The 25,128-nt window shown below is 74.1% G+C and carries 20 protein-coding genes and 1 pseudogene; 11 read left to right on the forward strand and 10 right to left on the reverse strand.

Annotation, left to right across the window (positions count from 1 at the left end):
* Nucleotide 1 precedes the first annotated feature (1 nt).
* From ACFTZA_RS14215 to ACFTZA_RS14230, 4 genes and pseudogenes are all read left to right on the forward strand, one after another.
* The gene (locus tag ACFTZA_RS14215; protein ID WP_378196041.1) at nucleotides 2-2,587 is read left to right on the forward strand and encodes a biotin carboxylase N-terminal domain-containing protein; all 2,586 of its coding nucleotides are present in this window, start codon (nucleotides 2-4) and stop codon (nucleotides 2,585-2,587) included.
* Nucleotides 2,588-2,655: 68 nt separating this feature from the next.
* Nucleotides 2,656-3,831 (forward strand): acyl-CoA dehydrogenase family protein, encoded by a 1,176-nt coding sequence (locus ACFTZA_RS14220; RefSeq protein ID WP_378196044.1) that lies wholly within the window; start codon nucleotides 2,656-2,658, stop codon nucleotides 3,829-3,831.
* 143 nt (nucleotides 3,832-3,974) lie between these two features.
* Nucleotides 3,975-4,448: pseudogene (locus tag ACFTZA_RS14225) on the forward strand (MaoC family dehydratase); the annotation flags it as partial.
* Nucleotides 4,449-4,690: 242 nt separating this feature from the next.
* Nucleotides 4,691-5,587 (forward strand): HpcH/HpaI aldolase/citrate lyase family protein, encoded by an 897-nt coding sequence (locus tag ACFTZA_RS14230; RefSeq protein WP_378196245.1) that lies wholly within the window; start codon nucleotides 4,691-4,693, stop codon nucleotides 5,585-5,587.
* A gap of 99 nt (nucleotides 5,588-5,686) precedes the next feature.
* Here the strand turns inward: ACFTZA_RS14230 and pntB are convergent, their stop codons facing one another.
* The 3 genes from pntB to ACFTZA_RS14245 form a co-directional block, all read right to left on the reverse strand.
* A complete protein-coding gene (gene pntB, locus ACFTZA_RS14235; RefSeq protein ID WP_378196047.1) occupies nucleotides 5,687-7,108 on the reverse strand; it encodes a Re/Si-specific NAD(P)(+) transhydrogenase subunit beta in 1,422 nt (473 codons plus the stop codon).
* The gene (locus ACFTZA_RS14240; protein WP_378196050.1) at nucleotides 7,105-8,718 is read right to left on the reverse strand and encodes a Re/Si-specific NAD(P)(+) transhydrogenase subunit alpha; all 1,614 of its coding nucleotides are present in this window, start codon (nucleotides 8,716-8,718) and stop codon (nucleotides 7,105-7,107) included. The genes pntB and ACFTZA_RS14240 overlap by 4 nt, the downstream gene beginning before the upstream one ends.
* Before the next feature lie 142 nt (nucleotides 8,719-8,860).
* Nucleotides 8,861-11,686, reverse strand: coding sequence for a flippase-like domain-containing protein (locus ACFTZA_RS14245; RefSeq protein ID WP_378196054.1), 2,826 nt, complete (start codon nucleotides 11,684-11,686; stop codon nucleotides 8,861-8,863).
* A 261-nt stretch (nucleotides 11,687-11,947) separates the two neighbouring features.
* On the opposite strand from ACFTZA_RS14245, the gene ACFTZA_RS14250 reads away from it, so the two are divergent.
* From ACFTZA_RS14250 to bla, 6 genes are all read left to right on the forward strand, one after another.
* On the forward strand, nucleotides 11,948-12,694 hold the full coding sequence (locus tag ACFTZA_RS14250; protein WP_378196057.1) for an HdeD family acid-resistance protein: 747 nt from the start codon (nucleotides 11,948-11,950) through the stop codon (nucleotides 12,692-12,694).
* A 262-nt stretch (nucleotides 12,695-12,956) separates the two neighbouring features.
* Complete coding sequence (locus tag ACFTZA_RS14255; RefSeq protein ID WP_378196059.1) at nucleotides 12,957-14,600, forward strand: ABC transporter substrate-binding protein; 1,644 nt, start codon at nucleotides 12,957-12,959, stop codon at nucleotides 14,598-14,600.
* 89 nt (nucleotides 14,601-14,689) lie between these two features.
* A complete protein-coding gene (locus ACFTZA_RS14260) occupies nucleotides 14,690-15,793 on the forward strand; it encodes an ABC transporter permease (protein WP_378196062.1) in 1,104 nt (367 codons plus the stop codon).
* A 146-nt stretch (nucleotides 15,794-15,939) separates the two neighbouring features.
* Entirely contained in the window at nucleotides 15,940-16,944 is a 1,005-nt protein-coding gene (locus tag ACFTZA_RS14265; protein ID WP_378196248.1) for an ABC transporter permease, read from the forward strand.
* On the forward strand, nucleotides 16,941-18,671 hold the full coding sequence (locus tag ACFTZA_RS14270) for a dipeptide ABC transporter ATP-binding protein (RefSeq protein ID WP_378196065.1): 1,731 nt from the start codon (nucleotides 16,941-16,943) through the stop codon (nucleotides 18,669-18,671). Before ACFTZA_RS14265 ends, ACFTZA_RS14270 begins: the two co-directional genes overlap by 4 nt.
* A gap of 82 nt (nucleotides 18,672-18,753) precedes the next feature.
* The gene (gene bla, locus ACFTZA_RS14275; RefSeq protein WP_378196068.1) at nucleotides 18,754-19,728 is read left to right on the forward strand and encodes a class A beta-lactamase; all 975 of its coding nucleotides are present in this window, start codon (nucleotides 18,754-18,756) and stop codon (nucleotides 19,726-19,728) included.
* Here bla and ACFTZA_RS14280 read toward each other — a convergent pair.
* From ACFTZA_RS14280 to ACFTZA_RS14290, 3 genes are all read right to left on the reverse strand, one after another.
* Nucleotides 19,725-20,060: a YnfA family protein gene (locus ACFTZA_RS14280; RefSeq protein WP_378196070.1), complete on the reverse strand. Its 336-nt coding sequence runs from the start codon at nucleotides 20,058-20,060 to the stop codon at nucleotides 19,725-19,727. The two genes, bla and ACFTZA_RS14280, sit on opposite strands and share 4 nt — an antisense overlap.
* Nucleotides 20,061-20,103: 43 nt before the next feature.
* A complete protein-coding gene (locus ACFTZA_RS14285) occupies nucleotides 20,104-20,559 on the reverse strand; it encodes a hypothetical protein (RefSeq protein ID WP_378196073.1) in 456 nt (151 codons plus the stop codon).
* Between the two features lie 87 nt (nucleotides 20,560-20,646).
* Entirely contained in the window at nucleotides 20,647-20,949 is a 303-nt protein-coding gene (locus ACFTZA_RS14290; protein ID WP_378196076.1) for a hypothetical protein, read from the reverse strand.
* 238 nt (nucleotides 20,950-21,187) lie between these two features.
* Here ACFTZA_RS14290 and ACFTZA_RS14295 point away from each other — a divergent pair, with 238 nt between their 5' ends.
* The gene (locus tag ACFTZA_RS14295; protein ID WP_378196079.1) at nucleotides 21,188-21,604 is read left to right on the forward strand and encodes a hypothetical protein; all 417 of its coding nucleotides are present in this window, start codon (nucleotides 21,188-21,190) and stop codon (nucleotides 21,602-21,604) included.
* A 33-nt stretch (nucleotides 21,605-21,637) separates the two neighbouring features.
* Here ACFTZA_RS14295 and ACFTZA_RS14300 read toward each other — a convergent pair whose 3' ends face one another.
* The 4 genes from ACFTZA_RS14300 to ACFTZA_RS14315 all read right to left on the reverse strand — a co-directional run bounded on the left by ACFTZA_RS14300 (nucleotide 21,638) and on the right by ACFTZA_RS14315 (nucleotide 25,099).
* A complete protein-coding gene (locus tag ACFTZA_RS14300) occupies nucleotides 21,638-22,387 on the reverse strand; it encodes a CPBP family intramembrane glutamic endopeptidase (RefSeq protein ID WP_378196252.1) in 750 nt (249 codons plus the stop codon).
* Nucleotides 22,388-22,552: 165 nt separating this feature from the next.
* Nucleotides 22,553-22,873, reverse strand: a complete 321-nt coding sequence (locus ACFTZA_RS14305) for a hypothetical protein (RefSeq protein WP_378196082.1) — start codon at nucleotides 22,871-22,873, stop codon at nucleotides 22,553-22,555.
* On the reverse strand, nucleotides 22,870-23,820 hold the full coding sequence (locus ACFTZA_RS14310; RefSeq protein ID WP_378196085.1) for an SPFH domain-containing protein: 951 nt from the start codon (nucleotides 23,818-23,820) through the stop codon (nucleotides 22,870-22,872). The genes ACFTZA_RS14305 and ACFTZA_RS14310 overlap by 4 nt, the downstream gene beginning before the upstream one ends.
* Before the next feature lie 64 nt (nucleotides 23,821-23,884).
* The gene (locus ACFTZA_RS14315; RefSeq protein WP_378196088.1) at nucleotides 23,885-25,099 is read right to left on the reverse strand and encodes a cation:proton antiporter; all 1,215 of its coding nucleotides are present in this window, start codon (nucleotides 25,097-25,099) and stop codon (nucleotides 23,885-23,887) included.
* Nucleotides 25,100-25,128 lie beyond the last annotated feature (29 nt).

Below are 25,128 nucleotides of genomic sequence, written 5' to 3' on the forward strand. Positions count from 1 at the left end.
CGTGTTCTCCACCGTCCTGGTCGCCAACCGCGGCGAGATCGCGTGCCGCGTGATCGCCACCTTGCGCCGCCTCGGCGTCCGGTCCGTCGCCGTGCACTCCGACGCCGACGCCGGAGCGCGCCACGTGCGCGAGGCCGACGTCGCCGTGCGGCTCGGGCCGGCGCCTGCTGCGCAGTCGTACCTCGACGTCGAGGCCGTGGTGGCCGCCGCCGTCGCGTCCGGTGCCGAGGCCGTCCACCCCGGCTACGGCTTCCTCTCCGAGAACCCGGCGCTCGCGACGGCGTGCGAGCGCGCCGGGATCGCGTTCGTCGGGCCGGGCGTCGAGGCGCTGGAGGCCATGGCCGACAAGCTCGCCGCCAAGCGGATCGTCGCCGCGCGCGGCGTGCCCGTCGTCCCGGGCGCGGGGGAACCCGGGATGCCCGACGACGCGCTCGTCACCGCTGCGGACGGCGTCGGGTACCCGCTGCTCGTCAAGCCGTCCGCTGGCGGCGGAGGCAAGGGCATGGTCGTCGTGCGGTCCGCCGCCGAGGTGCCCGGGGCTCTCGCGTCCGCGCGGCGCGTGGCGGCCGCGTCGTTCGGCGACGACACCCTCCTGCTCGAACGGCTCGTGGAACGGCCCCGGCACGTCGAGGTCCAGGTGCTCGCCGACGCCCACGGCAACGTCGTGCACCTCGGTGAGCGCGAGTGCTCCCTCCAGCGGCGCCACCAGAAGGTCGTCGAGGAGGCGCCCTCGCCGCTGCTCAGTGCCGCCGAGCGAGCCCGGATGGGCGAGGCCGCGCGCGAGGTCGCGCGATCCGTCGGGTACGTCGGCGCCGGGACCGTCGAGTTCCTCGTGCCCGACGCGACGCCCGACGAGTTCTTCTTCATCGAGATGAACACGCGTCTCCAGGTCGAGCACCCGGTGACGGAGATGGTGACGGGCCTCGACCTCGTCGAGCTCCAGCTGCGCGTCGCCGCCGGTGAGCCGCTGCCGCTCGTGCAGGACGACGTCGAGCTGCGCGGCCACGCCGTCGAGGCGCGCGTCTACGCCGAGTCGCCCGCGCGCGGGTTCCTGCCCTCGACCGGCACCGTGCTCGCGTACGACGACGCCGGCGTCCCCGCAGGACCCGACGCGACCCCGCTGCGGCTCGACTCCGGCATCACGAGCGGATCCGTCGTCGGCGGGCACTACGACCCCATGCTCGCCAAGGCCGTCGCGTGGGCCCCGACCCGCGAGCAGGCTCTCGAACGGCTCGACGGAGTCCTCGCGCGGACCGTCGTGCTCGGTGTCGAGACGAACGTCGGGTTCCTCAGGTCGTTGCTCGCGGACGGCGACGTGCGGGCGGGGCGGCTCGACACCGGGCTGATCGACCGGCTGGTCTCTGGTGGTGGGGCCGGGGCCGGGGCCGGGGCCGGGCCCGGCGAGGAGGTCGGGGGTGCGCGCGCCGTCTACCATCCGCGGGCTCGTTCCTCGCCCGCTCCCGCCAGACCCGACCACGACGGCGCGCACACCCCCGACCCCCTCACCTCCAGGGTCTCGCCTCCCGACCGCGATGGCGTGCACACCCCCGACCCCCTCACCTCCTGGGTCTCGCCTCCCGACCGCGATGGCGTGCACACCGCCGACCCCCTCGTTTCCGAGGCCGGCTCGCCTTCCGGTCACGACGGCGTACGCGACCCCGAGTCGGTCGCCTCGTCCGGCGCGTCACCTGGCGTCGCCGACCGCGTCCGAGCCGACGGAGGTCCTGGTTCAGCGGGCGTGTCGTCCGGTGATCTCGTCGCGGCGGCGCTGTTCGTCGTCGCGCGGTCCGGCGAGCACGGGGTTGCGCCCGGTGAGCACGGGGTCGGCCACCGTTCCGGAGCGGGACCGGTGGGGAGGCCCGTGTTCGGTGGCGCGGTCGAGCCGGATCCGTGGCGGAGCGGGGACGGGTGGCGGCTGAACGCGCCGGCGGCGCCGCGCGTCGTCGTGCTGCGCGACGTGAGCGGCCCTGGTGGGGACGAGCGCGAGGTGCGGGTCGTCGGGACGGCGCGGGGCGCCGTCGCGCACGTCGCGGCGGACGGCGGTGCCGGGCTCGGCGCGGCAGGTACCGGGGCGACGACGGAGCGCGGCGTGCCGGCCTCGCTCGAGCCCGATGCCGCGGACGACGGCGCGTGGTGGCTCACGCTCGACGGAGTGCGGGAGCGCGTGCGGCTCGCGTGGCAGCCCGCTGCCAGCGGCGAGCCCGCGGTCGTGTGGCTCCATCGCGGCGGGCGCGCCCTCGCCCTCGCGGCCCCCGACCGGTCGGAGCGGGCCGCGCGACGCCGGGCCGAGCGCCGTCGGGCGGCCGGGGGAGCGGGCGGCCCCGCAGACCCGGAGGTGCGCGCCGCGATGCCGGGGACCGTCGTCACGACCGCCGCCGACGGCGAACCGGTCATCGCAGGCGCCGTCCTCGTCACCGTCGAGGCCATGAAGATGGAGCACCCGGTCCTCGCGCCGCACGACGGCGTCGCGCGCGTGACCGTCCGGCCGGGCGACCTCGTGCGCCGCGACCAGGTCGTCGCCGTCGTCGAGCCGCACCCCGCCGCCGCACCCCACACTCCCGAGATAGAGGCCACCACGCCGAGATAGAGGGGATCCGCCTCTACCTCGGCGGAGAACCCTCTACCTCGGCGGACTCCGAGACCCCAAGGAGCACCATGATCGAGGTCGACACCCTGCTCACCGACGAGCAGTCGAAGCTGTACCAGGTCGTCCGGGACTTCGCCGACGACGTCGTCGCGCCCGCCGCCTACCGGTACGACACCGAGCGCCGCCTGCCGATGGAGATCATCGCGCAGATGGGCGAGCTCGGGCTGTTCGGGCTGCCGTTCCCGCGCGACGTCGGCGGTCAGGGCAAGGACTACGTGTCGCTGTGCATCGCCGTCGAGGCGCTCGCGCGCGCGGACCAGTCCATCGCGGTGACGCTCGAGGCGGGCGTCGGGCTCGGCGTCGTGCCGATCTACCGGCACGGCACGCGCGAGCAGCAGGAGCGGTGGCTGCCCGACCTCCTCGCGGGCCGCGCGCTCGCGGCCTTCGGCCTGACGGAGGCGCAGTCGGGCTCCGACGCGGGCGGGACGCGCACGACGGCGCGGCTCGAGCGGGGCGAGTGGGTGATCGACGGCAGCAAGCAGTTCATCACCAACTCGGGCACTCCGATCACGAGCCTCGTGACGGTCACGGCGGTGACCGGCGAGACGCTGCGCCCCGACGGGTCCGTGCAGAAGGAGCTGTCGAGCATCATCGTGCCGGCGGGCACGCCGGGTCTCGAGGTCGGGCCGCCGTACGACAAGGTCGGCTGGCACACGTCGGACACCCACCCGCTCACGCTGACGGACGTCCGCGTGCCGGAGGGCAACCTGCTCGGCGAGCGCGGGCGCGGGTACGCGAACTTCCTGCGCGCGCTCGACGAGGGGCGCATCGCGTTCGCCGCGCTCGCGACGGGCGCCGCGCAGGGCTGCCTCGAGGAGGCCGTGCGGTACGCGAAGGAGCGTGTCGTGTTCGGCCGCGCGATCGGCGAGAACCAGCACGTCGCGTTCACGCTCGCGCGCATGCAGGCACGCGTCCACACCGCGCGCCTCGCCTGGTTCGACGCCGCGCAGAAGCTCGTGCACGGGAAGCCGTTCAAGGCCGAGGCGTCGGTCGCGAAGCTCGTGAGCGGCGAGGCCGCGATGGCGAACGCGCGCGACGCGTCGCAGATCTTCGGCGGCTACGGCTACCTCAACGAGAGCCCGGTCGCGCGGCACTACCGTGACGCGAAGGTGCTCGAGGTCGGCGAGGGCACCACCGAGGTGCAGCTCATGGTCATCGCGAGGAGCCTGGGCCTGGAGGCGTAGCCCGTGGCCGCCGAGCACGAGGTTGGTGCCGTTCTGGATCGCTCTACGGCACCGACCTCCTGCTCGACGGCGAGCAGGGGCGTGCTCGGCGGCGCGGGTCCGGCGGCCGGCCGGGTGGGCGGACGACGAGGAGAGGACGCAGCATGCGCGAGGAGGTCCAGCGGGGCCTGTACTACGACGAGCTCGAGCCGGGCGTGGTCTACCGCCACCGCCCGGGGCGCACGCTCACCGAGGCGGACGACGTCGTCTTCTCCACGCTCACGATGAACCACCAGGCGCTGCACCTCGACGCCGCGTGGGCCGCCACGCAGCCGTTCGGGCAGCGGCTCGTGAACTCGATGATGACGCTCTCGACGCTCGTCGGGCTCTCGGTGGGGCAGGTCACGCAGGGCACGATCGTCGCGAACCTCGGGTTCCGCGAGGTCGAGTTCCCGAAGCCCGTCTTCCACGGCGACACGCTCTACGCCGAGACGCAGGTGCTCGACAAGCGCCTCTCCGCGTCCCGGCCCGGGCAGGGCGTCGTCACGCTCGAGCACCGCGGCCGCAACCAGGACGGCGTGCTCGTCGCCCGGGCCGTGCGCACCGCGCTGTTCTGGACGCGCGCCGCCCACGAGGCGGCGGTGCCCGACGGCGCGGGGCCGGCGGGTCGGTCGGTCGCCGCCGGACCTCCCGAACCCGGGGTTACGGGTCAGCCTGGGGCTGCCGAACCCGGGGTTACGGGTCAACCTGGGCCTGCCGAACCCGGGGTTACGGGTCAGGAGGAGCCCTCTGTGGCGCACAACCCGGGGTTCGGCGGTGGACCGGTGCTCCGCGCCGACGACGAGGACGGCGCGTGGTGAGCCACGGCGGCGGGCACGAGCTGCCGACGACGACCACCGCCGCCGCCGGCGTCACGTCCGGACGCGCACCGTTCGATCTCGGCCCTGCGCTTCTGTTCTGCCCTGGCGACCGCCCGGACCGTTTCGCCAAGGCCGCCGACCGCGCCGACGCGGTGATCCTCGACCTCGAGGACGCCGTCGCGCCCGCGGCCAAGGCAGCGGCGCGGCGGGCCGTCGTCGAGGCGTCCGCCACTCTCGACCCCGACCGGACGGTCGTGCGGGTCAACGCCGTCGGCACGCCCGAGCACGCGCTCGACGTCGCGGCGCTCGCGGACACGCGCCTGCGCACCGTCATGGTCCCGAAGGCGGGACTGGATCTCCTGACGTCCGCGCTCACCGCGACGCTCCCCGGCGTGCGTGTGATCGCGCTGTGCGAGACGGCCGCCGGCGTCCTCGCCGCCCCGGAGCTCGCGCGCCGCGACGAGGTCGTGGCGCTGATGTGGGGCGCGGAGGACCTCGTCGCGTCGCTCGGCGGGACGTCCAGCCGCCATCCGGACGGCACCTACCGGGACGTGGCGCGCCACGCCCGCGCGTCCGTGCTGATCGCGGCGGGCGCCGCCGGCAAGGCCGCGGTCGACGCCGTGCACGTCGACATCGCCGACCTCGACGGCTTGCGCTCCGAGGCGCAGGACGCCGCCGCGAGCGGCTTCACCGCGACCGCGTGCATCCACCCCAGCCACGTGACCGTGATCCGCGAGGCCTACGCTCCGACCCCCGACGAGGTCGACGACGCCCGTGCGCTGCTCGACGCCGCCGCCGCGAACCCCGGCGGGCCGGACGCCGTCTTCACGCTGGACGGACGCATGGTCGACGCGCCCGTGCTGCGTCACGCGGAGTCCGTCCTGCGACGGGCCGGGCACCGTGTGCCGCACCCCTGACAGGACGCCACCTCGGAGAACGACGCCGCCCGCCGGACCAGGGCGCCGCCTGCCGGCACCGCGTCAGGCGTTCGCACCGGGTCAGGCGGTCGCAGCGGGTCAGGCGGTCGGCACGGACATCCGCAGGTGGGCGACGATGTCCTCGACGCGCGCCTTGGCGTCGCCGAACAGCATGGACGTGTTCTCGCGGAAGAACAGCGGGTTCTGCACGCCGGCGTACCCGGTGGCCATGGACCGCTTGAACACGACGACGTCGCGCGCCTCCCACACGTGGAGCACCGGCATGCCGGCGATGGGGGATCCGGGGTCGTCGAGCGCGCCGGGGTTGACGGTGTCGTTGGCGCCGATGACGAGCACGACGTCGGTGTCCGTGAACCGGTCGTTGACCTCGTCCATCTCGAACACGATGTCGTAGGGGACGCGCGCCTCGGCGAGGAGCACGTTCATGTGCCCGGGGAGGCGCCCGGCGACGGGGTGCACGCCGAACCGGACGTCGGTGCCGCGCTCGCGCAGCAGCGCCACGAGCTCCGCGACGGGGTACTGGGCCTTCGCGACGGCCATCCCGTACCCGGGCGTGATGACGACGCTGCGCGCGTCGGCGAGGAGGCGCGCGACGTCCTCGGCGCCCGTATCGCGGTGCTCGCCCTGGTCGCCGACGGCGGACGGTGCGGCGGCGCCCTCCTCGGCGCCGAACCCGCCGAGGATGACGGAGACGAACGACCGGTTCATGGCCCGGCACATGATGTAGGACAGGATCGCGCCGGAGGAGCCGACGAGCGCGCCGGTGACGATGAGCAGGTCGTTGCTCAGCATGAAGCCGGCCGCGGCGGCGGCCCACCCGGAGTACGAGTTGAGCATCGAGACGACGACGGGCATGTCGCCCCCGCCGATCGACGCGACGAGGTGCCAGCCGAGCGCGAGCGCGACCACGGTCATGAGCAGCAGCGGCCACACCGACGGCGCGGCGACGAACCAGCCGAGCAGCCCCACGCTCGCGACGAGCGCCGCGAGGTTGAGCAGGTTGCGCCCGGGGAGCTGGAGCGGCGCGGACCGGGTGCGGCCCGAGAGCTTGAGGAACGCGACGACGGATCCGGTGAACGTCACGGCACCGACGAGCACGCCGAGGTACACCTCGACGAGGTGCGCGACGTCGTCGCCGCCGGCCGCGTGCGCGGTGAGGTAGGAGTTGTAGCCGACGAGCACGGCCGCGAGCCCGACGAAGCTGTGGAGGATCGCGATGAGCTCGGGCATCTGCGTCATCTCGACGCGACGCGCGCGCCACGTGCCGACGACCGCCCCGACGAGCAGCACGACCGCGATGAGCAGCGCCGTCACGAGCGCCGGCCGGGCGCTGGTGCCGAGGGCGAGCACGATCGTCGCGCCGAGCGCGAGGACCATGCCGGCGGCGCCGGCGAGGTTGCCGCGCCGTGCGGTCTCCTGGCGGGACAGGCCCGCGAGGCTGAGGACGAACAGCAGCGCGGCGAGGACGTAGACGGCCTGCGCGACGGACGTGGCGGTCATCGGGCCACCGCCGGGGCGTCCTTGCGGAACATGCGGATCATGCGGTTCGCCACGAGGAACCCGCCGAAGATGTTGATGCTGGCGACGGTCGCGGCGACGCACGCGAGGGTCGTGACGAGCCAGTCGTCGGAGCCGATCTGCAGGAGCGCCCCGACGAGGATGATCCCGGAGATCGCGTTCGTCTGGGCCATGAGCGGCGTGTGCAGCGAGTGCGTGACGTGCGAGATGACGTAGTACCCGACGACGACCGCGAGGGCGAACACGGTGACGTGCCCGACGAGCGACGGCGGCGCGAACGACAGCGCGAGGGTGACGAGCACGGCGGCCAGCGCCGCGCCGACGAGCCGCTGCCGTCCTCGGCGCGCACGCCGCTCCGCCGCGTCGGCGGCAGCCCGCTCGCCGTCCGTGGCGACCTCCCGGGTGTCGCCGGGCCCGGTGCCCGGCAGTGCGCCGTCGTCCGGGGCCGGGCCTGGTGGTGGCGCGGCGCTCACCGCGACGGGCGGTGGCGGCCAGAGCACGTCGCCGTCGCGCGCCACGGTCATGCCGCGCTGCACGGGGTCGTCCAGGTCCACGGCGACCTGCCCGTCGCGCTCCGGGGTGAGCAGCTCGAGCAGGTGCACGACGTTCGTCCCGAGCAGCTGCGACGTGTGCTGCGGGAGGCGCCCGGCGAGGTCGGTCCAGCCGAGGACCACGACGCCGCCGTCGGTGACGACCCGCTCGCCGGGCACGGTGAGCGCGCAGTTGCCGCCACCGGACGCGGCGAGGTCGACGACGACGCTCCCGGCCCGCATGCCGGCGACCGCCTCGGCGGTGAGCGTCCGCGGGGCGCGGCCCCGCACGAGCGCGGTGGTGACGACGACGTCCGCCTCCGCCGCCTCGCGCGCGTAGACGTCGAGCGCGTGCCGCTCCTGCTCGGGCGTGAGCGGTCGCGCGTACCCGTCGGCGTTCATCTGCTGCTGCGCCTCGGGGGCGCGCACCGCCGTCCCGCCCATCGACTCGATCTGCTCCGCGGCCTCGGTGCGCGCGTCGAACGCGCGCACCTGCGCCCCGAGGCTCGCGGCGGTCCCGACGGCGGCGAGGCCCGCGACGCCCCCGCCGATGACGAAGACCTTCGCGGGCGGCGTCTTGCCCGCGGCGGTGACCTGCCCGGCGAACATGCCGCCGTACTCCTGCGCGGCCTCGACGACTGCGCGGTACCCGGCGACGTTCGACAGGGTGCTCAGCACGTCGAGCGCCTGCGCGCGGGAGATGCGCGGCACGGCGTCGAGGGCGAGAGCCGTGACGCCGGCTGCGGCGAGGCGCTCGACGAGCTCCGGGCGGCTGCCCGGGTAGAGCATCGCGACGAGCGTCGCGCCCGGGCGCAGCTGCGCGACCTGCGCATCCGTCGGCGCGTTCACCGCGACGACGACGTCGCTGCCCCACACCGTCGCCGCGTCGGCCACGGCCGCGCCGGCCTCGATGTACGCCGCGTCGGGGAACGTGGCGCGCGCCCCGGCGTCGTGCTCGACGACGACGTCGAACCCGAGCGCGCGCAGGCGCTCCACCGTCCGCGGCGTCGCGGCGACCAGCCGCTCGTCGTCCGCGGCCTCGCGGGGGACTCCGATCCTCACGTGCGGGCTCCTCACCTCGTCGAGCGGCGACCGGCCCGTCCGGCATCGGCCGGGCGCGCGGCGAGCCTACCGACCCCCGGGGGCGCGGGGACCGGGTCCAACGTCCCGCGGTCCGGCACCGTGGACCCGCGCGGTACCGGTGCTACAGGTCGCCCTTCCTCTGCAGGTACCGCATCGCGGCCCAGCCGAACGGCACGCGACCCCAGTAGGTCGCGACGCGGAAGATCACCGCCACGGAGGTGGCGAGCGCGGCTGGCACGCCCGCAGCGGTCAGGCCGACGATGAGCGCGGCCTCGATCGTCCCGAGGCCGCCGGGGGTCGGCACCGCGGCACCGGCGGCGTTGCCGACGAGGTAGATGACCGCGACGTCGACGAGCGACAGCTCCTGGCCGAACGCGGCGAGCGCGGCGTCGAACGCGAGGACGTAGCCGAGCGTCATGATCACGTTGCCGCCGAGCCCGAGGGCCAGGCGCCCGGGCTGGCCGAGCAGCTCCGAGAGCCGGGGCCACACCTGCTGCACGGTCGGGCGGATCTTGGCGAGCGCCCACCCACGCACGCCGGGGACGAGCAGCGTGGCGAGCACGGCGAGCGCGACGCCGCCGATGGCGAGCAGCACGGTCGTCGACGGCAGCTGGACGAGGCCGCCCTCGCCGGTGAACGTCGAGAGCACCACGAGGATGAGGATCGTCACGACGAACTGCGACACCTGCACGAGGCCCACGGTCGCGACGGCGACGGGCGTGGGCACACCCCTCCGGGTGAGCATCCGGAGGTTCAGCGCGGCGGGGCCGATGCCGGCCGGCGCGGCGAGCGCGACGAACGACCCGGCGGCCTGCGTGAGCGTCGCGCGCGCCATGGGGATGCGCCGGGGCGAGAACGCGACGAGCGTGAGCGCGGCCCCGACCCAGGTGAGCATGCCGAGCAGGAAGGACACGACCGCCCACCACGGGTTCGCCTCGGCGAGCGCCTCGGTGATCTGGTCGAAGTTGATGGTGGTGACCACGACCGTCACGGCGACGATCGTGAGGGTGAGCGTGAGGACGGTCCGCGCCCCGAACCGCGTGATGCGCTGCGGCTCGACGTCCGCCTCGGGCAGCCGGTCGACGAGCGCGGCGCGCAGCTCCTTGAGCAGCTCCTTGTTCTGCCGCATCTCCTCGCGCGTGCTCGGCGGCAGCGCGACGGACTGGAGAAGGGGGCCGATGGCGGCGATGTCCTCGTCGGGCAGCACGCTCACCGCGGACTCGACCGCGCGCCGCGCGCCGACGCGCAGGGCGAGCAGCGCGACCATCTGGGTGAGGTCCATGCGCCGGGCGAGCTCGGACGACGCGATGTCGCCCTGCTCCCACCCGGTGAGCCACACGTCCGGGGCGCCCGTCGCGGGGGTGCGCGAGACGAGCACGACGTCCGACGTCAGGGCGCGGTGCGCGATGCCTGCCGCGTGGGCGAGCGTGAGCTGGCGCCAGGCCTCGTTGAGCACGGCGTCGGTGAGGTCGTCGGCGGGCAGGTCGCGCAGCGACACGGCTCCGTGGGCGTGCTCCTGGACGAGGACCATCGAGTCGGCCGACTCGGCGATGCCGAGCAGGTTCGGCGTGCGGACGCCGGCGGCGCGGGCCGCGTAGGTGAGCAGGGCCGAGCGCTCGGCGGCGGCGCGCAGCGAGATCGCGGCGCGGCCCTCGATGCCGCGCAGGCGCAGGGAGCGCCAGAGCCGCGTGAGGAAGCCGACGACCTGCCGGTCGCCGTCGAGCACCACGACGTCGCGGCGCTCGCCGCTCTCGTCGATCATCGCGTAGACGCGGTTGTCGCCTGCTCGCGTGAGCGCGATCGCGCCGGGGTCGGACGGCGCGTCCTCGCCGTCCGGACCTCCGTCGGGAGCCGTGGCGCCACCGGGCGGGACCGGCGTGGTCGCCGCACCGGAGCCGGGCCTGCCGGTTCCCCCGAGGTGCTGGCGGGCGAGGGTCGCGTCCGCGGTGAGGACCGTGCCGGCCTCGTGGGACGCCCCGGGTGCGCGCAGGACGCCGATGTGGACCTCCGACGTCACGTGCCCCTCGGCGTCGAGCTCCGTGAGCGGGTCCTCCGCGGCCTCGGCGAGCTCCTCGTCGTCGGTGACGTCGCGCACCCGGACGAGGGCCACGGGCGAGCAGCCGGCGCGGCGCACGCCCGCGACGAGGTCCGGGCCGTACGCGCGCTCGCTGCGCACGCCCGACGTGTACCGCACGGCCATCCCCGCGATCCGGCCGAGCAGGAGGGTGATCGCGATCCCCGGCAGGGACACCTGGCCGGTGATGAGCACGACGCCGATCGCGACGAAGATGAGGTTCCACGACCACGCGACGGTGCGACGCCGGGTGCGCGTCCCCGCGGCGGTGAGCAGACCGGCGAGCGCGGCGACGTAGCCGGGGATGGTGAGGCGCCACTGCCCGCCGGTGAAGACGGACAGCCCGCGCACGAGCTCGTCCGAGCCCCAGGTGCGCACGGCGAGCACCACGACGACGGCGAGGAGCAGCCCGAGCGTCGCGGCGACGATCGCCTCGACGACCTGCCGTCCGAGGCGGCGCACCCCCAGCTCGACCAGCACCGCCGCCGGGACGAACAGCGTGAGCAGCCCTTCGAGGACGGCGACGGGGATGAACAGCACCTGGTACAGCAGGTCGGAGAAGTTGCGCACGTCCTCGGCGACGCCCTCGGTGGTGCCGTGCGCGAACACCGACATGAGCATGAGCAGCGCCACGCCGAGCGCGCAGAGCACGAGGTTCACGAGATCGCTGGGGTGGCGCACGCGCGACTCGGTCGTGTCGACGATGCGTACGGTCCTCGTCGCGTCGACGGGCACCGGGCGGGACAGCAGGGACTCGAGAGGGCCCGTCGCCGGGCGCGGGTCCTGCCCGGGCGGCGCCCCGAGGCTGCCGACCTCCACCACGGGCCCGGTGGGCGGGTGGCCCCCGGACGGCTCGGGAGCGGGCGAGGACATGGCTGCGAGTCTAGGGCGCGGCACGGGCGGAGGCGCGGTATTTGGCCGTTTCCTTCCGTGCCGCGGCGCCGTCCGCGCGGCCCGCCGGGACGTGGTCCCGGAGTGCGACGTCCCGTTCGGACGCCTTTGGTGGGGATCGTCCCGGTCGGTTCCGCGTGTCGGTCGGCCCGTTCCGCCGCGCGAGTGTGACCGAGCCCTCCCTAGCATGAGGAGCGCCCGCGGCCGTTCCGGACCGCGGGACCCGGGCACAGGGAGGGATGCATGGGGGACGACGTCGCCGCCGCCGAGGAGGCCACGCACGAGCGCAACCCGTTCCGGCGGGTGTGGTGGCTGCCCGTGGTGCGGGGCGTCGTGCTGGTGGTGCTCGGGCTGCTGCTCATGATCGAGCCCCTGGAGCAGCTCGGGACGCTGCGCCTCGTGCTCGGCGCGTTCCTCGTGGCCGACGGCGTGCTGGTCGCCGTCCAGGGGTTCGTGCACCGGCAGCAGACCGGGTCCGCGTGGTGGCTCGCCCAGGCGGGCGTGAACGTCGTGTTCGGCGTGGTGGTGGGTCTGTGGCCCGACCTCACGGCGACCGCCCTCTACTACGTGCTCGCCGTCTGGGTGCTCGTGCTCGGCGTGACGACGATCGCCGGCGCCGCGGCCCTCGCGCGCAACCGCGACCTCGGCTGGGCGTGGGTGCTGACCTTCGGGATCGTCTCGGTGCTCTTCGGCGTCCTGCTCGTCACGCGCCCACTCGACGCGTTCGACGTCCTGCGGCTCGTCACCGTCGTCTTCGCGCTCTACGCGTTCGTCGCGGGGTCGATCCACGTCGTCTCGGGCTTCGCGGTCCGCGCGGTCGCGCGCGAGCTCGCCGACCTGCGCGCGCACGCCGCGGCGGCGGGCGTCGTCGTGACGGGCGGGTCGGTGCTCGGCGCGGCGGCGGAGCGCCCCGACGTCGTGCCGCCGACCGCGCACGCCGCTCCGGACGGCGAGGACCCGCCCCCGCAGGAGGGTGCGACCTCCACGTAGCCGGCGCGAGGGGGCGGAACCATACACCCGGCACCAGCATGGCGTGGATGTGTCTCACGTCACGACGGTTGCCCGGGGCGGCGGGTTACGACCGGGTAACAGACGCGCCGATATCGCCCGGTTCCTCCACCTTCTGACACATGCTCGACACGACGTCGTGCTAGAAATCACCCCACTCCGCCACCAGGCCGGGGTCCTGGTGCGTGCACCGTCGCACCCACCTGCGTCTCGTACCCCGAGAACCCGAGAAAGAGGTAGACCCATGACAGCGGTGTCCAGGAAGCGGCTGCTCGTCGCGGCCGCCGGCATCACGGCGGTGACGCTCACCCTCACGGCGTGCGGCGGAGGCTCCGGCGACGACGGCGAGGACGGCGGCAGCGCGAGCGGCGGCGGGTCCCTGACGATCGGCACGACCGACAAGGTCACGACGCTCGACCCGGCCGGCTCGTACGACAACGGCTCGTTCGCCGTCATGAACCAGGTGTTCCCGTTCCTCATGAACACCCCGTACGGCAGCCCGGACGTGGAGCCGGACATCGCGGAGGCGGCCGAGTTCACCGCGCCGACCGAGTACACGGTGAAGCTCAAGCCGGGCCTGAAGTGGGCCAACGGCAACGACCTCACGTCGTCCGACGTGAAGTTCACGTTCGACCGTCAGATCGCGATCGCGGACCCGAACGGCCCGTCGTCGCTGCTCTACAACCTCGACAGCGTCGAGACGCCCGACGACACGACGGTCGTCTTCCACCTCAAGAGCGAGAACGACCAGGTCTTCCCGCAGATCCTGTCGAGCCCCGTCGGCCCGATCGTCGACGAGGACGTGTTCGCGGCCGACGCCCTGACGTCGGACCAGGAGATCGTCGACGGCAACGCCTTCGCGGGCCAGTACGCGATCACGAACTACGACTTCAACAACCTCGTCACCTACGAGGCGTACGACGGCTACGAGGGCCTGCTCGGCCCGGCGAAGACCGAGAAGGTCGCGGTCAAGTACTACGCCGACGCGTCGAACATGAAGCTCGAGATCCAGCAGGGCGACATCGACGTGGCGTGGCGCAGCCTGTCCGCGACCGACATCGAGGACCTGCGCGGCAACGACGACGTCAAGGTGCTCGACGGCCCCGGTGGCGAGATCCGCTACATCACCTTCAACTTCGACACCCAGCCGTTCGGTGCCGCGACGCCCGAGGCCGACCCGGCCAAGGCGCTCGCCGTGCGTCAGGCCGCGGCGTCGCTCATCGACCGCGAGGAGCTGTCGGAGCAGGTCTACAAGGGCACGTTCACCCCGCTGTACTCCTACGTGCCGGCGGGCCTCACGGGCGCGATCGAGCCGCTCAAGGAGATGTACGGCGACGGCGCGGGCGCACCCGACGCGGCGGCGGCCGAGAAGCTCCTCACGGACGCGGGCGTCGAGACACCGGTCACGCTCAAGCTCCAGTACTCGAACGACCACTACGGCCCGTCGTCGGCCGACGAGTACGCGCTCATCAAGGACCAGCTCGAGAAGGACGGCCTGTTCACGGTCGACCTGCAGACCACCGAGTGGGTCACGTACGCCGAGGAGCGCACCGCCGACGTCTACCCGGCCTACCAGCTCGGCTGGTTCCCGGACTACTCCGACGCGGACAACTACCTCACGCCGTTCTTCCTCGAGGAGAACTTCCTGGTCAACCACTACGCCGACCAGGAGGTGAACGACCTCATCCTCGAGCAGGCCGTGACGGCGGACGCCGACGCGCGCACCGCGCTCATCGAGGAGATCCAGACGAAGGTCGCCGAGGACCTGTCGACCCTGCCGTACCTCCAGGGTGCGCAGGTCGCCGTCGTCGGCGCCGACGTCGAGGGGGCCGAGGACACGCTCGACCCGTCCTTCAAGTTCCGCTACGCGGCCCTGTCCAAGGGCTGACGCGCCGCCCGGCCTCCCCGCGCACGTCGTGGGGAGGCCGGGCCGTGCCTTGCTCACGGACGCCCACGGACCTCCGACGAAGAGACGACATGACCACCACCACCGCGGACCAGCAGGTCGGCGAGGACCGGGCGGCGGCACCCCGCGCCCCCGGCCGCCGACGCCGATCGGGCGGCGGGCTCGGGAGCTACATCCTCGTGCGCGCGCTGCTCATCATCCCCACCGTCTTCATCCTCGTGACCACCGTCTTCGTGGTCATGCGCGCCACCGGTGACCCGATCACCGCCGCGCTCGGAGGACGCCTCACCCCCGACCAGCTCGCCGAGCGCATCGCCGAGGCGGGCTACGACCGGCCCGTCCTCGTGCAGTACCTCGAGTACCTGGGCGGCATCCTCCGGGGCGACTTCGGCACGACCATCAGCGACAACCGGCCCGTCGTCGAGGTCCTCGTGACGTACGGCAGCGCGACGCTCGAGCTCGCGCTGTACGCCCTGCTCGTCGCGTTCGTCGTCGGCATCCCGCTCGGCATGGTCGCCGGGTACTTCCGCGACCGCGTGCCCGACGCCGCGCTGCGGATCGGCGCGATCCTCGCCTACGCGACGCCCGTGTTCTTCGCGGGCCTGCTGCTCAAGCTCGTCTTCTCGGTGTGGCTCGGCTGGCTGCCCGTCTCGGGCCGCGCGTCGACCGACGCGGAGATCGAGATGCAGATGCTCGACGACCCCACCGGCTTCTACCTCGTCGACGCGATCCGCACGGGCGACCCCGAGGTGATCGGCGACGTCCTGGCCCACGCCGTCCTCCCTGCCGTCGCGCTCGGCCTGCTCACCGCCGGCGTGTTCCTGCGGCTCGTGCGCACCAACGTCATCGGCACGCTGTCGACCGACTACGTCGACGCGGCCCGCTCGCGCGGCGTGCGTGAGTCGCGCCTGGTCCGCACGCACGCGTGGCGCCCGGCGCTCATCCCGATCATCACCGTCATCGGACTGCAGATCGCCATGCTCCTCGCGGGCGCGGTCCTCACCGAGACGACGTTCGAGTGGAAGGGCCTCGGGTTCCAGCTCGCCGAGTACCTGCAGGCGCGCGACTTCGTCGCGGTGCAGGGGATCGTCGTGCTCATGGCCGTGATCGTGGCGGTGACGAACTTCCTCGTCGACGTCGTCGCGGCGCTCATCGACCCGAGGGTGAGGTACTGACCATGGTCGCCGAGACCAGCACCACCCCCGCCGGCGCTACCGGCACGTCGAGCGCGCCGCCGTCGGCCGCGCGCCGCCGCGGACCGCGGTGGAAGCGGCTGCCCGTCGTCCACCAGCTGCGCCAGAGCGTCGGCCTGCAGCGCGGCATGCTCGTCACGGGCCTCGTCATCACGGGCCTGTTCGCCCTCACCGCGGCCCTCGCGCCGTGGATCGCGCCCTACGGGTACAGCCAGCTGCGCACGTCCGAGGGGGCGTTCGGCGCGCAGCAGCCGCCGTCGGCCGAGCACCTGCTCGGCACGACCGTCGGCGGGTACGACGTCCTGTCGCGCGTGCTCTGGGGCGCGCAGACCGCGATCCTCGTCATCGTCGTCGCGATCCTCGCGTCCATCGTGCTCGGCGTGCTGCTCGGGCTCGTGTCCGGCTACTTCGGCGGCTGGGCCGACCGCCTGCTCGTCGTCGTGGCGGACGCGATCTACGCGTTCCCCTCGCTGCTGCTCGCGATCCTCATGGCGATCGTCATCTCCGGCGGCCAGTCGAACATGTGGGGCGGCATCCTCGCCGCGGCGCTGTCGATCACCGTCGTGTTCGTCCCGCAGTACTTCCGCGTGACGCGCGCCGAGGTCGTGCGGATCAAGAGCGAGGCGTTCGTCGACTCGGCGCGCGTGCTCGGCACGCCGCACCGGCGCATCATGGTGCGCCACGTGCTCCGCAACGCGACGCGGACGCTGCCGCTCATCGTGACGCTCAACGCGTCCGAGGCGATCCTCACGCTCGCCGGCCTGGGCTTCCTCGGCTTCGGCATCGAGCCGACGGCGGCGGCCGAGTGGGGCTACGACCTCAACAAGGCCGTGTCCGACGTGACGAGCGGCATCTGGTGGACCGCGCTGTTCCCGGGCCTCGCGATCGTGCTCGTGGTGCTCGGCATCACGCTCGTCGGCGAGAGCCTCAACGACCTCGCGGACCCGCGGCTGCGCTCGCGCCGTGCGTCGGCGGAGGTGTCGGGCGAGGTCGCCGAGACGTCGGTCGTGCCGGGCGGGACGCTCACGGCCGGGCTGGCGGGGCTCGACGACCTCGAGGGCTGGGCGGCGCGGGACGACGAAGCAGGTCCGCCGACGAGCGGGCCGTCCGACGAGACGGAGGGCCGGCGATGAGCGCGGCGACGGGGACGACCACGGCGACCGAGGACGCGACGCGGGGCCCGGTGGTGACCATCCGCGACCTCGCGGTGTCGTTCGCGACCGACGCCGGGGCGGTCCGCGCGGTCGACGGCGTCGACCTCCAGGTCGCGCCGGGCGAGGTCCTCGCGGTCGTGGGCGAGTCCGGCTCCGGCAAGACGGTGACGGCGAAGACGATCCTCGGGCTGCTGCCCTCCACCGCGACGGCGCGCGGCGCCGTCGTCCTGTCGAACAAGGCCGGCACCGCGGAGCACGACGTCGTCGCGCTCGACGGCGAGCGGCTGCGGCAGGTGCGCGGCACCGACGTCGCGATGGTGTTCCAGGAGCCGTCCGCGGCGCTCAACCCGGTCTTCACCGTGGGCTGGCAGATCGCGGAAGGCCTGCGCGCGCACGGGAAGGTCTCGCGGCGCGAGGCCCGGAAGCGGGCGATCGACGTGCTGCGGCGCGTCGGGATCCCCGACCCGGAGACGCGCGTCGACCACTACCCGCACCAGTTCTCCGGCGGGCAGAAGCAGCGCATCGTCATCGCGATGGCCCTCGTGCTCGACCCGGGGCTCATCGTCGCCGACGAGCCGACGACGGCGCTCGACGTCACCGTGCAGGCCGAGATCCTCGACCTGCTGCGCCGCTGCCGCGACGAGTTCGGCACCGCGATCGTGCTCATCACGCACAACATGGGCGTCGTCGCCGACCTCGCCGACCGCGTCGCCGTGATGTACCAGGGCAAGGTCGTCGAGCAGGCGCGGGCGCCCGAGCTGTTCGCGGACCCGCAGGCCGACTACACGAAGCGGCTGCTCGCCGCCGTCCCGCGCATCGGCGAGGGCGTCGCCCGGGCGGAGGTCCGCGCGTCGGCCCGGGCCGCGGGCTGGGAGGGCGCCGAGCCGGTGGTCGAGGCGAAGAGCCTGACCATCACGTACCCGGGGCGGCTGCGCCGTCCCGGCTTCACCGCGGTCGACGACGTCTCGCTCGCCATCCGCCCGGGCGAGGTGCTCGGGCTCGTGGGGGAGTCCGGCTCGGGCAAGACGACGATCGCGCGCGCCGTCGCCGGCCTCACACCGGTCACCGACGGGTCGCTGCGGGTCCTGGGCGTCGAGATGAAGGGCGTGCGGTCCGCCGACCTGCGACCCGTGCGCCCGCGCATCGGCTTCGTGTTCCAGGACCCGGCGACGAGCTTCAACCCGCTGCTGACGATCGCGGACTGCGTGGCCGAGCCGCTCGTCGTGCACGGGCGGGCGGCGTCCCCCGAGGAGGCGCGCGGCCGCGTGGACGAGCTGCTGGAGGCCGTGCAGCTCCCGCGCTCGTACGGCGACCGGTTCCCGCACGAGCTGTCCGGCGGGCAGCGCCAGCGCGCGTCGCTCGCGCGGGCGCTCGCGCTCGACCCGGAGCTGCTCGTCGCCGACGAGCCGACGTCCGCGCTCGACGTGTCCGTGCAGGCGCGCGTGCTCGAGCTGTTCGCCGAGCTCCAGCGCGAGCTCGGGTTCGCGAGCCTGTTCGTCTCGCACGACCTCGCCGTCGTCGACCTGCTCTCGGACCGGATCGCGGTGCTCTACCGCGGCCGGCTCGTCGAGGAGGGCACGGGCGAGGAGGTGCTCGGCAACCCGCGCGAGGAGTACACGCAGCGCCTCCTCGCGTCGCTGCCCGTGCCCGACCCGGTCGCCCAGGCCGAGCGCCGCGAGGCGCTGCGCGAGCTGCGCGGCGCCTGAGCGGCCGCGGGCGCTCGGCTAGCCTCGGTCCGTCGCGCCGCACGCGTGGCGCGACGGACCGAGAGCGACGGGCGGGGACCAGGTGGCACGGCACGGACGCGGCGCGGCGTGGCTCGTGCTCGCGAGCGCGCTCGCCCTGGCGGCGTGCAGCGCCGCGTCCGACGGTGAGGTGTCGCCCGCGCCGACGGCGGCTCCGTCGAGCGCAGCGCCGGAGGCGACGCCGTCCGCCGAGCCCGCGCCCACGCCGTCGGACCTGGGACCGGGCGTGGCGGACGAGCTCGCCGCGCTCGAGGCCGCCTACGACGCGCGCGTCGGGGTGCATGCTGTCGACACCGCGACGGGCGACCACGTCGAGCACCGGGCGGACGAGCGCTTCGCCTACGCGTCGACGATCAAGGCGCTCGCCGCCGGGGTGCTCCTGCGGGGCCAGCCGGCGTCGGCGCTCGACGAGGCGCTGCCGGTGACGGCGGAGGACGTCGAGGGGGCGGGGTGGTCGCCCGTCACCGGTACGAGGGTGGGGACCGCGATGACGGTCCGCGAGCTCGGCGCCGCAGCGGTCTCGCGGAGCGACAACGGCGCGTTCAACGTGCTGCTGCGCCACCTCGGCGGGCCGGAGGCGCTGCAGGCGGCGCTCGTCGAGACGGGGGACACGACGACGCTGGTGGACGCGTGGGAGCCCGAGCTCAACCGCTTCACGCCCGGTGAACCGGCACGGACCTCCACACCGCGGGCGCTCGCGGACGGCGTCGCGGCCCTCGCGCTGGGCGACACGCTCGACCCGGGCGTGCGCGCCGTCTACGTCTCCTGGCTCACGGGCAGCACGACCGGGGACGGGACGATCCGGGCGGGGGCGCCCGACGGCTGGACGGTCGGGAGCAAGACCGGCACGGCCGGGCGCTACGGCTCGCGCAACGACGTCGCGGTCGTGTGGCCGCCCGACGGCGCGCCGATCGTGCTAGCGGTCCTCACCGACCGGCCGGGGATGGACGACGAGCCCGACGACTCGTTGCTCGCCGACGTCGCCGCGCTGGTGCTGGGAGCGTTCGCCGGAGCCTAGGCGGGCCGCGGGGCGTACATGATGACGGCGACGCCGGCGAGACAGATCAGCGCGCCGGTGACGTCCCACCGGTCCGGCCGGAACCCGTCGACGACCATGCCCCACGCGAGCGACCCGGCGACGAAGACCCCGCCGTACGCGGCGAGGATGCGCCCGAAGTTCGCGTCCGGCTGCAGCGTCGCGAAGAAGCCGTAGAGGCCGAGCGCGACGACGCCCGCGCCGATCCAGATCCAGCCCCGGTTCTCGCGGACGCCCTGCCACACGAGCCACGCACCGCCGATCTCGAACAGCGCGGCGGCGGCGAACAGCAGGATCGAGCGGGTTAGAGTCATCGGTCCGTGTCCTCACGTGGTCGGCGGCTCACTCCGCCCGAGACTACGGGGCAGGTCGGGCGGCCGGGACCGTGACGGTCACCTCGTCGCGCTGGCCCGCGTCGCTCGCCGACCGCGCGGGCGCGACGGTCACCGAGAACGCCGTGTCGGGAAGGCCGGAGACGGTGAGGGTGCTCGCCGACGGGCCGTAGTCCTCGGTGCACGGCACGTCGCCCCACACGTCCGGGCTCACGTCGATGCGCAGGGTGGCGGGCGTCGGCGGCAGCATCGCCGTCGTCGACCGGGTCACCTCGACGGGCAGCGCCGGGCACGAGCTGCTTCCCCACGTGACGACGACGAGCTCGCCCGGGGCGTCGCCGCGGACGACGGACGCCGGTGGGGCGCTGCCGGCGCCGTCCGGGATCGGGACCTTCCACGTGTCCGCCACCGCACCCGTCGGCTCGGCCGGCCGCAGGTCCTCACGGTCCGTCGTGCAGCCGGTGGCCGCCCCGCACACCACCCCGACGGCATCACCGCCATCGCGCGGCAGGTTCGGGTGCTCATGCCCCGACCATGTCGCGGGGCACGTGGACCTTTCACGCCAAGGTCACGCCCTCCGCCGCGCACGGGCGTCGAGTCGTGCACCGAGCACCGCGAGGGCGGCGCCGGCGAGCCCGAGCACGACGGCGGTCAGGAGCGTCTCGTGGACGACGGCCATGCGCTCGTACATCCAGACGGCGAAGTCGCCGTCCTCGCTTCCCAGGGACGGAGCGAACCTCTCCGTGATGTACCACCGGTTCGCCCAGGCCACGAGGTTCCCCACGCTCAGCAGGCCGAGGACCACGGCGAGGACGCGGGAGATCCGAGTCACGCGGCCGGTGAACGTGCTTTCCGGTTCGACGGCGACCATGGCCGCATCCTTCCAGGTCAGCCGGGATCCGTCGTGGACGTCGCGACGCTGGCCGAGACGTCGAGCACATCGCGCGCGAGACGACGCACCCGCGCACAGGACCGCCAGCAGCGCCACCAAGACGACTCCGCATCGGTTAGCGACAACTTGCCCGTCCGCTGACGTTTTGATTGCCTGGCCGCGTACGTTCGCGACGACGGGATGGTTGATGGCACAGCGGCACGACACTCGACGAGGGGTGACGTCGCGCGTCGCCTTGGCTTTCGCGCTCCTGCTGGTGGGGGCGATCACGGCATGCAGCGGCGGAGGGTCGGAGTGCGCGCCGTCGGACGTCTTCGAGACCGAGGCGGGACCGGGGGACTCGGTCGACACCACGGCCGAGGCGGCGGACGGGCTCGGAGAGACGCGGTTGCTGCACGAGGAGGACGGCTATGCGTTCTTCCTCGTGGACGAGCCGGAACTGCGGGGCGAGGTCTGCGTGTGGGTCGAGCGTGACGCGACGTACGTAGCGCACGGGTGCAGCTCGCAGGGCGTCAAGATGATGACGGGCTCTGACGGCGGCGTCGGCGTCGTCTACGACGTGAGGGGCGACGTCGAACGTCAGGCGTTGGGCTCCTATCACGTCGTCGACTCGTGCCTGGCGGTCCGGGTCTGACCGGACCGTTGCGCACGCCACGACCCGCCGTCGTCACGCCAGCCCGAGCGACTGCTTCCACTCCAGCGGCAGGAGTGCGTAACCGACGAACGCGACGACGTCGAGCAGCGTGTGCGCGATGACGAGCGGCATGACGCGGTGCCGTCCCCACCGGGACGTGTACCACCACGAGAAGACGACGCCCATGACGACGTTGCCGATGAACGGTCCGATGCCCTGGTACAGGTGGTAGGAGCCGCGCAGGAGCGAGCTCCACACGACGAACTTCACGCGCCCCCATCCGAGGTCGTGCGTGCGCTCGTACAGGTACCCGACGGCGATGACCTCTTCGAGCAGCCCGTTCTGCAGCGCGGAGAGCAGCAGCACCGGGACGGTCCACCACGCGGCGTTGAGCGCGGACGCCTGGACCTCGACCGTGATGCCGATCGCGCGGCCGAGCAGGTAGAACGCGAGCCCGGGGATCCCGATCGCGGCGGCGAGCGCGAAACCCCAGCCGACGTCGCGGACGGGCCGGGCGCCGTCGAGCCCGATCACCCGCACCGCGGACCGGCCGCGTGCGCTGAGCAGGTACAGCGCGAGCGCCACGGGCAGCACGGCGAAGAAGATGCCCACCAGCTGGTAGGTCAGGTCGAGGTACGGGCGCGCGGACTGGCTGACGTTGAGGCTCGCGGACTGGTCGCGCAGCGCCGTCTCCGCGGTGAGCCGCGCGACGATGTTGATGAGCGCGTACACCGCGGACTGGCCGAGGCTCAGGCCGAGGACGATCCAGATCTCGGCCGAGATCCGTCTCCGGGACGTGCGGTCGGGTCGCGCCGGGGCGACGTCGGGCGACGGTGCGGCGGGCGCGAGGGCGGACGGCGCGGCGTCGGCGGGCTGATGGGGCACCGTCCGGTTATAGCACCGCCGTCTCGACCTGCCCTCGACGTCGGCTGGGAGGCCGCTGGATCCTCAGGTGTCGCGCGGCGGGCGGCCGGGGCGCCGCACGGGGGCGACGTCGCGCGGCAGCCGCCCGGCGTCGGCGAGCGCCCGGCGCAGCAGCATCTCGACCTGGGCGTTGACGCTGCGCAGGTCGTCCGCGGCCCAGCGGGCGAGCGCGTCGTGCACCGCGGGGTCGAGCCGCAGCAGGACGGACTTGCGCTGGGCCTTGCGCGCCCGGGCCGGTCGTGCGCCGTCCGGCCCGGCCTCGCCGCCGTCGGCGCTCGCGGGCGTGCCGGTGCCCGACGGCGGCCGCTCGCCGTCGTCGGGCAGCCTCGGCTCCGCGTCGGTCACTGGTAGAGCGACCCCGCGTTGACGACGGGCGTCGCGCGGCTCTCGCCGCACAGCACGACGAGGAGGTTGGAGACCATCGTGGCGCGGCGCTCGTCGTCGAGGACGACGACGTCGTCCCGCTCGAGGCGTGCGAGCGCGTCCTCGACCATGGACACTGCGCCTTCGACGATGCGCGAGCGGGCCGCGATGATGGCGCCCGCCTGCTGGCGCTGGAGCATGGCCTGCGCGATCTCGGGCGCGTACGCGAGGTTGGAGATCCGCGCCTCGATGACCTCGACGCCGGCGACGACGACGCGCTCGGCGACCTCCGCGGCGATCTCGGCGGAGACGACCTCGGTGGCGCCGCGCAGCGACTCCTCGCCGGCGTCGGCGTCGTCGTACGGATGGGACATCGCGACGTGGCGCAGGGCGGACTCCGCCTGGACCACGACGAAGTCGTCGTAGTCCTCGACGGCGAAGCTCGCCTTGGCGGTGTCCGCGACCTGCCACACGACGATCGCCGCGATGTTGATGGGGTTACCGTCGGCGTCGTTGACCTTGAGCTCGCTCGTCTCGAAGTTGCGCACGCGCACCGACACGCGCTGGCGCGTCGTCAGCGGCACCGTCATCACGAGACCGGTGCGCCGGATCGTGCCGAGGTAGCGGCCGAAGAGCTGCACGACGAGCGTCTGACCGGGGCTCACGACGGAGATGCCGGTGAACAGCCCGACGCCCACGACGAGGCACACGACCGCGGCCACGACGGCCCCGGGCGTCGACACGGCGAACAGCACGACGCCGAGCCCGGCGAGGGCGAAGGCGAGGACGAGCGCGACGATCGCGCCCCCGGCGCCGAGCGACCACGCGGGCCGCTCCGTGATGTCGACGCGGGTGCCCGCGTGGCCCACGGGCCGTCCGGTCGGCTCGCCGCCGACGGACTCCTGCGGCGGGGTGGCGGTCTGGGTCATGGTCGCGGTCCTCCCTCGCGGCCGGTCCGGCCGCCGATCATCTGGATAGCAAAGTGATATCACATTATCCGTCGGACCGGCGAGCGTACAGGCGGGCGAGCGGGGCCGCCGTCGTGCCGTGGACGACCGTGCTGGCGGCCACGGCGAGCATCCCGACCGCGAACACGCGCGGGTCGTGGACGCCCTGCTCGCGCGCGTGCACGAGGTAGAACACCGCGGAGACGCCCATGGGGCCGAACCAGCCCGCGAACGCGGCGTCCCGCCACGGCATGCCGAGCGGGGCGCGCGACGCGAGCACGACCGGCAGCCGGCGCAGGAGGAGGACGCCCACGACGACGAGCACGACGGTCGGCCCCAGCCGCGCCCACTCCGACCAGGGGAGCGCGGCACCGACGAGCGCGAAGAACGGGACCACCGCGTAGCGGTTGATCGCCTCGTCGACGGCGTCCTGCCGGCTGCGCGTCGACGCCTCGGTGCGCGCCCCGTACGCGATCCCGGCGACGAAGACCGCGAGCACGCCGTCCGTCTCCGCGAGCCGCGCGACGCCGAGCGTCGCGACCGCGAGCAGCAGGGTCAGCACGAGCGCCGGCCCGTCGTCGAGGTCCCGGTGGCGCGTCGCCGCCCGGCGCCCGGCTGCGACGGCGAGCCCCGCGGCCGCGCCGAGCACGACGGCGCCACCGACCTCCCAGGCGAGAAGTGCGAGCTCGTGGCCGACGTCCCGCGCGGGCAGCGCGAGCGAGACGGCGACCGCCACGAGCGGCAGGGCGAGCCCGTCGTTCGCACCGCTCTCGGCGGTGAGCACGGTGCGCAGCCGCTGGGGCAGCGACCGCTGCGCGACGTCGCCCGTCACGACGGACGAGGCGAGCACCGGGTCGGTCGGGCTCAGGCACGCGCCGAGGACCGCCGCGAGGGCGAGAGGGAGCCCGAGCGTCAGCGACAGCGCCCCCGAGACGACGGCGGCCGCGGGCATGACGACGACGAGCAGCCAGGCGACGGGCCGCACGACCGCGCGCAGCGACGTCGTGGGGAAGCGCAGGGCCGCGGCCATGACGGAGGCGGCGAGCAGGAGCCGGGACGTCTCGAGCAGGAGCGTGTCCCGCTCCTTCTCGTCCCAGCCCAGCGCCCCCGAGCCGCCGAGGACGCCGGCCTGCGCGAGCGCGATGCCGAGCAGCAGCGCCACGAGCGGCTCGGTGAGGGGCAGCCTCCGCAGCTTCTTGCTCCACAGCGCGAGCCCGACGCTCGCGACCCCGAGCACCGCGTACACCACCGGCAGTCCCACGTCCCGTCCTTCCCTCGCCCGGCTCGTCC

Origin of the sequence: Cellulosimicrobium sp. NPDC057127 (assembly GCF_042670945.1) — a bacterium.
In the GTDB taxonomy this organism is placed as follows: domain Bacteria; phylum Actinomycetota; class Actinomycetes; order Actinomycetales; family Cellulomonadaceae; genus Cellulosimicrobium.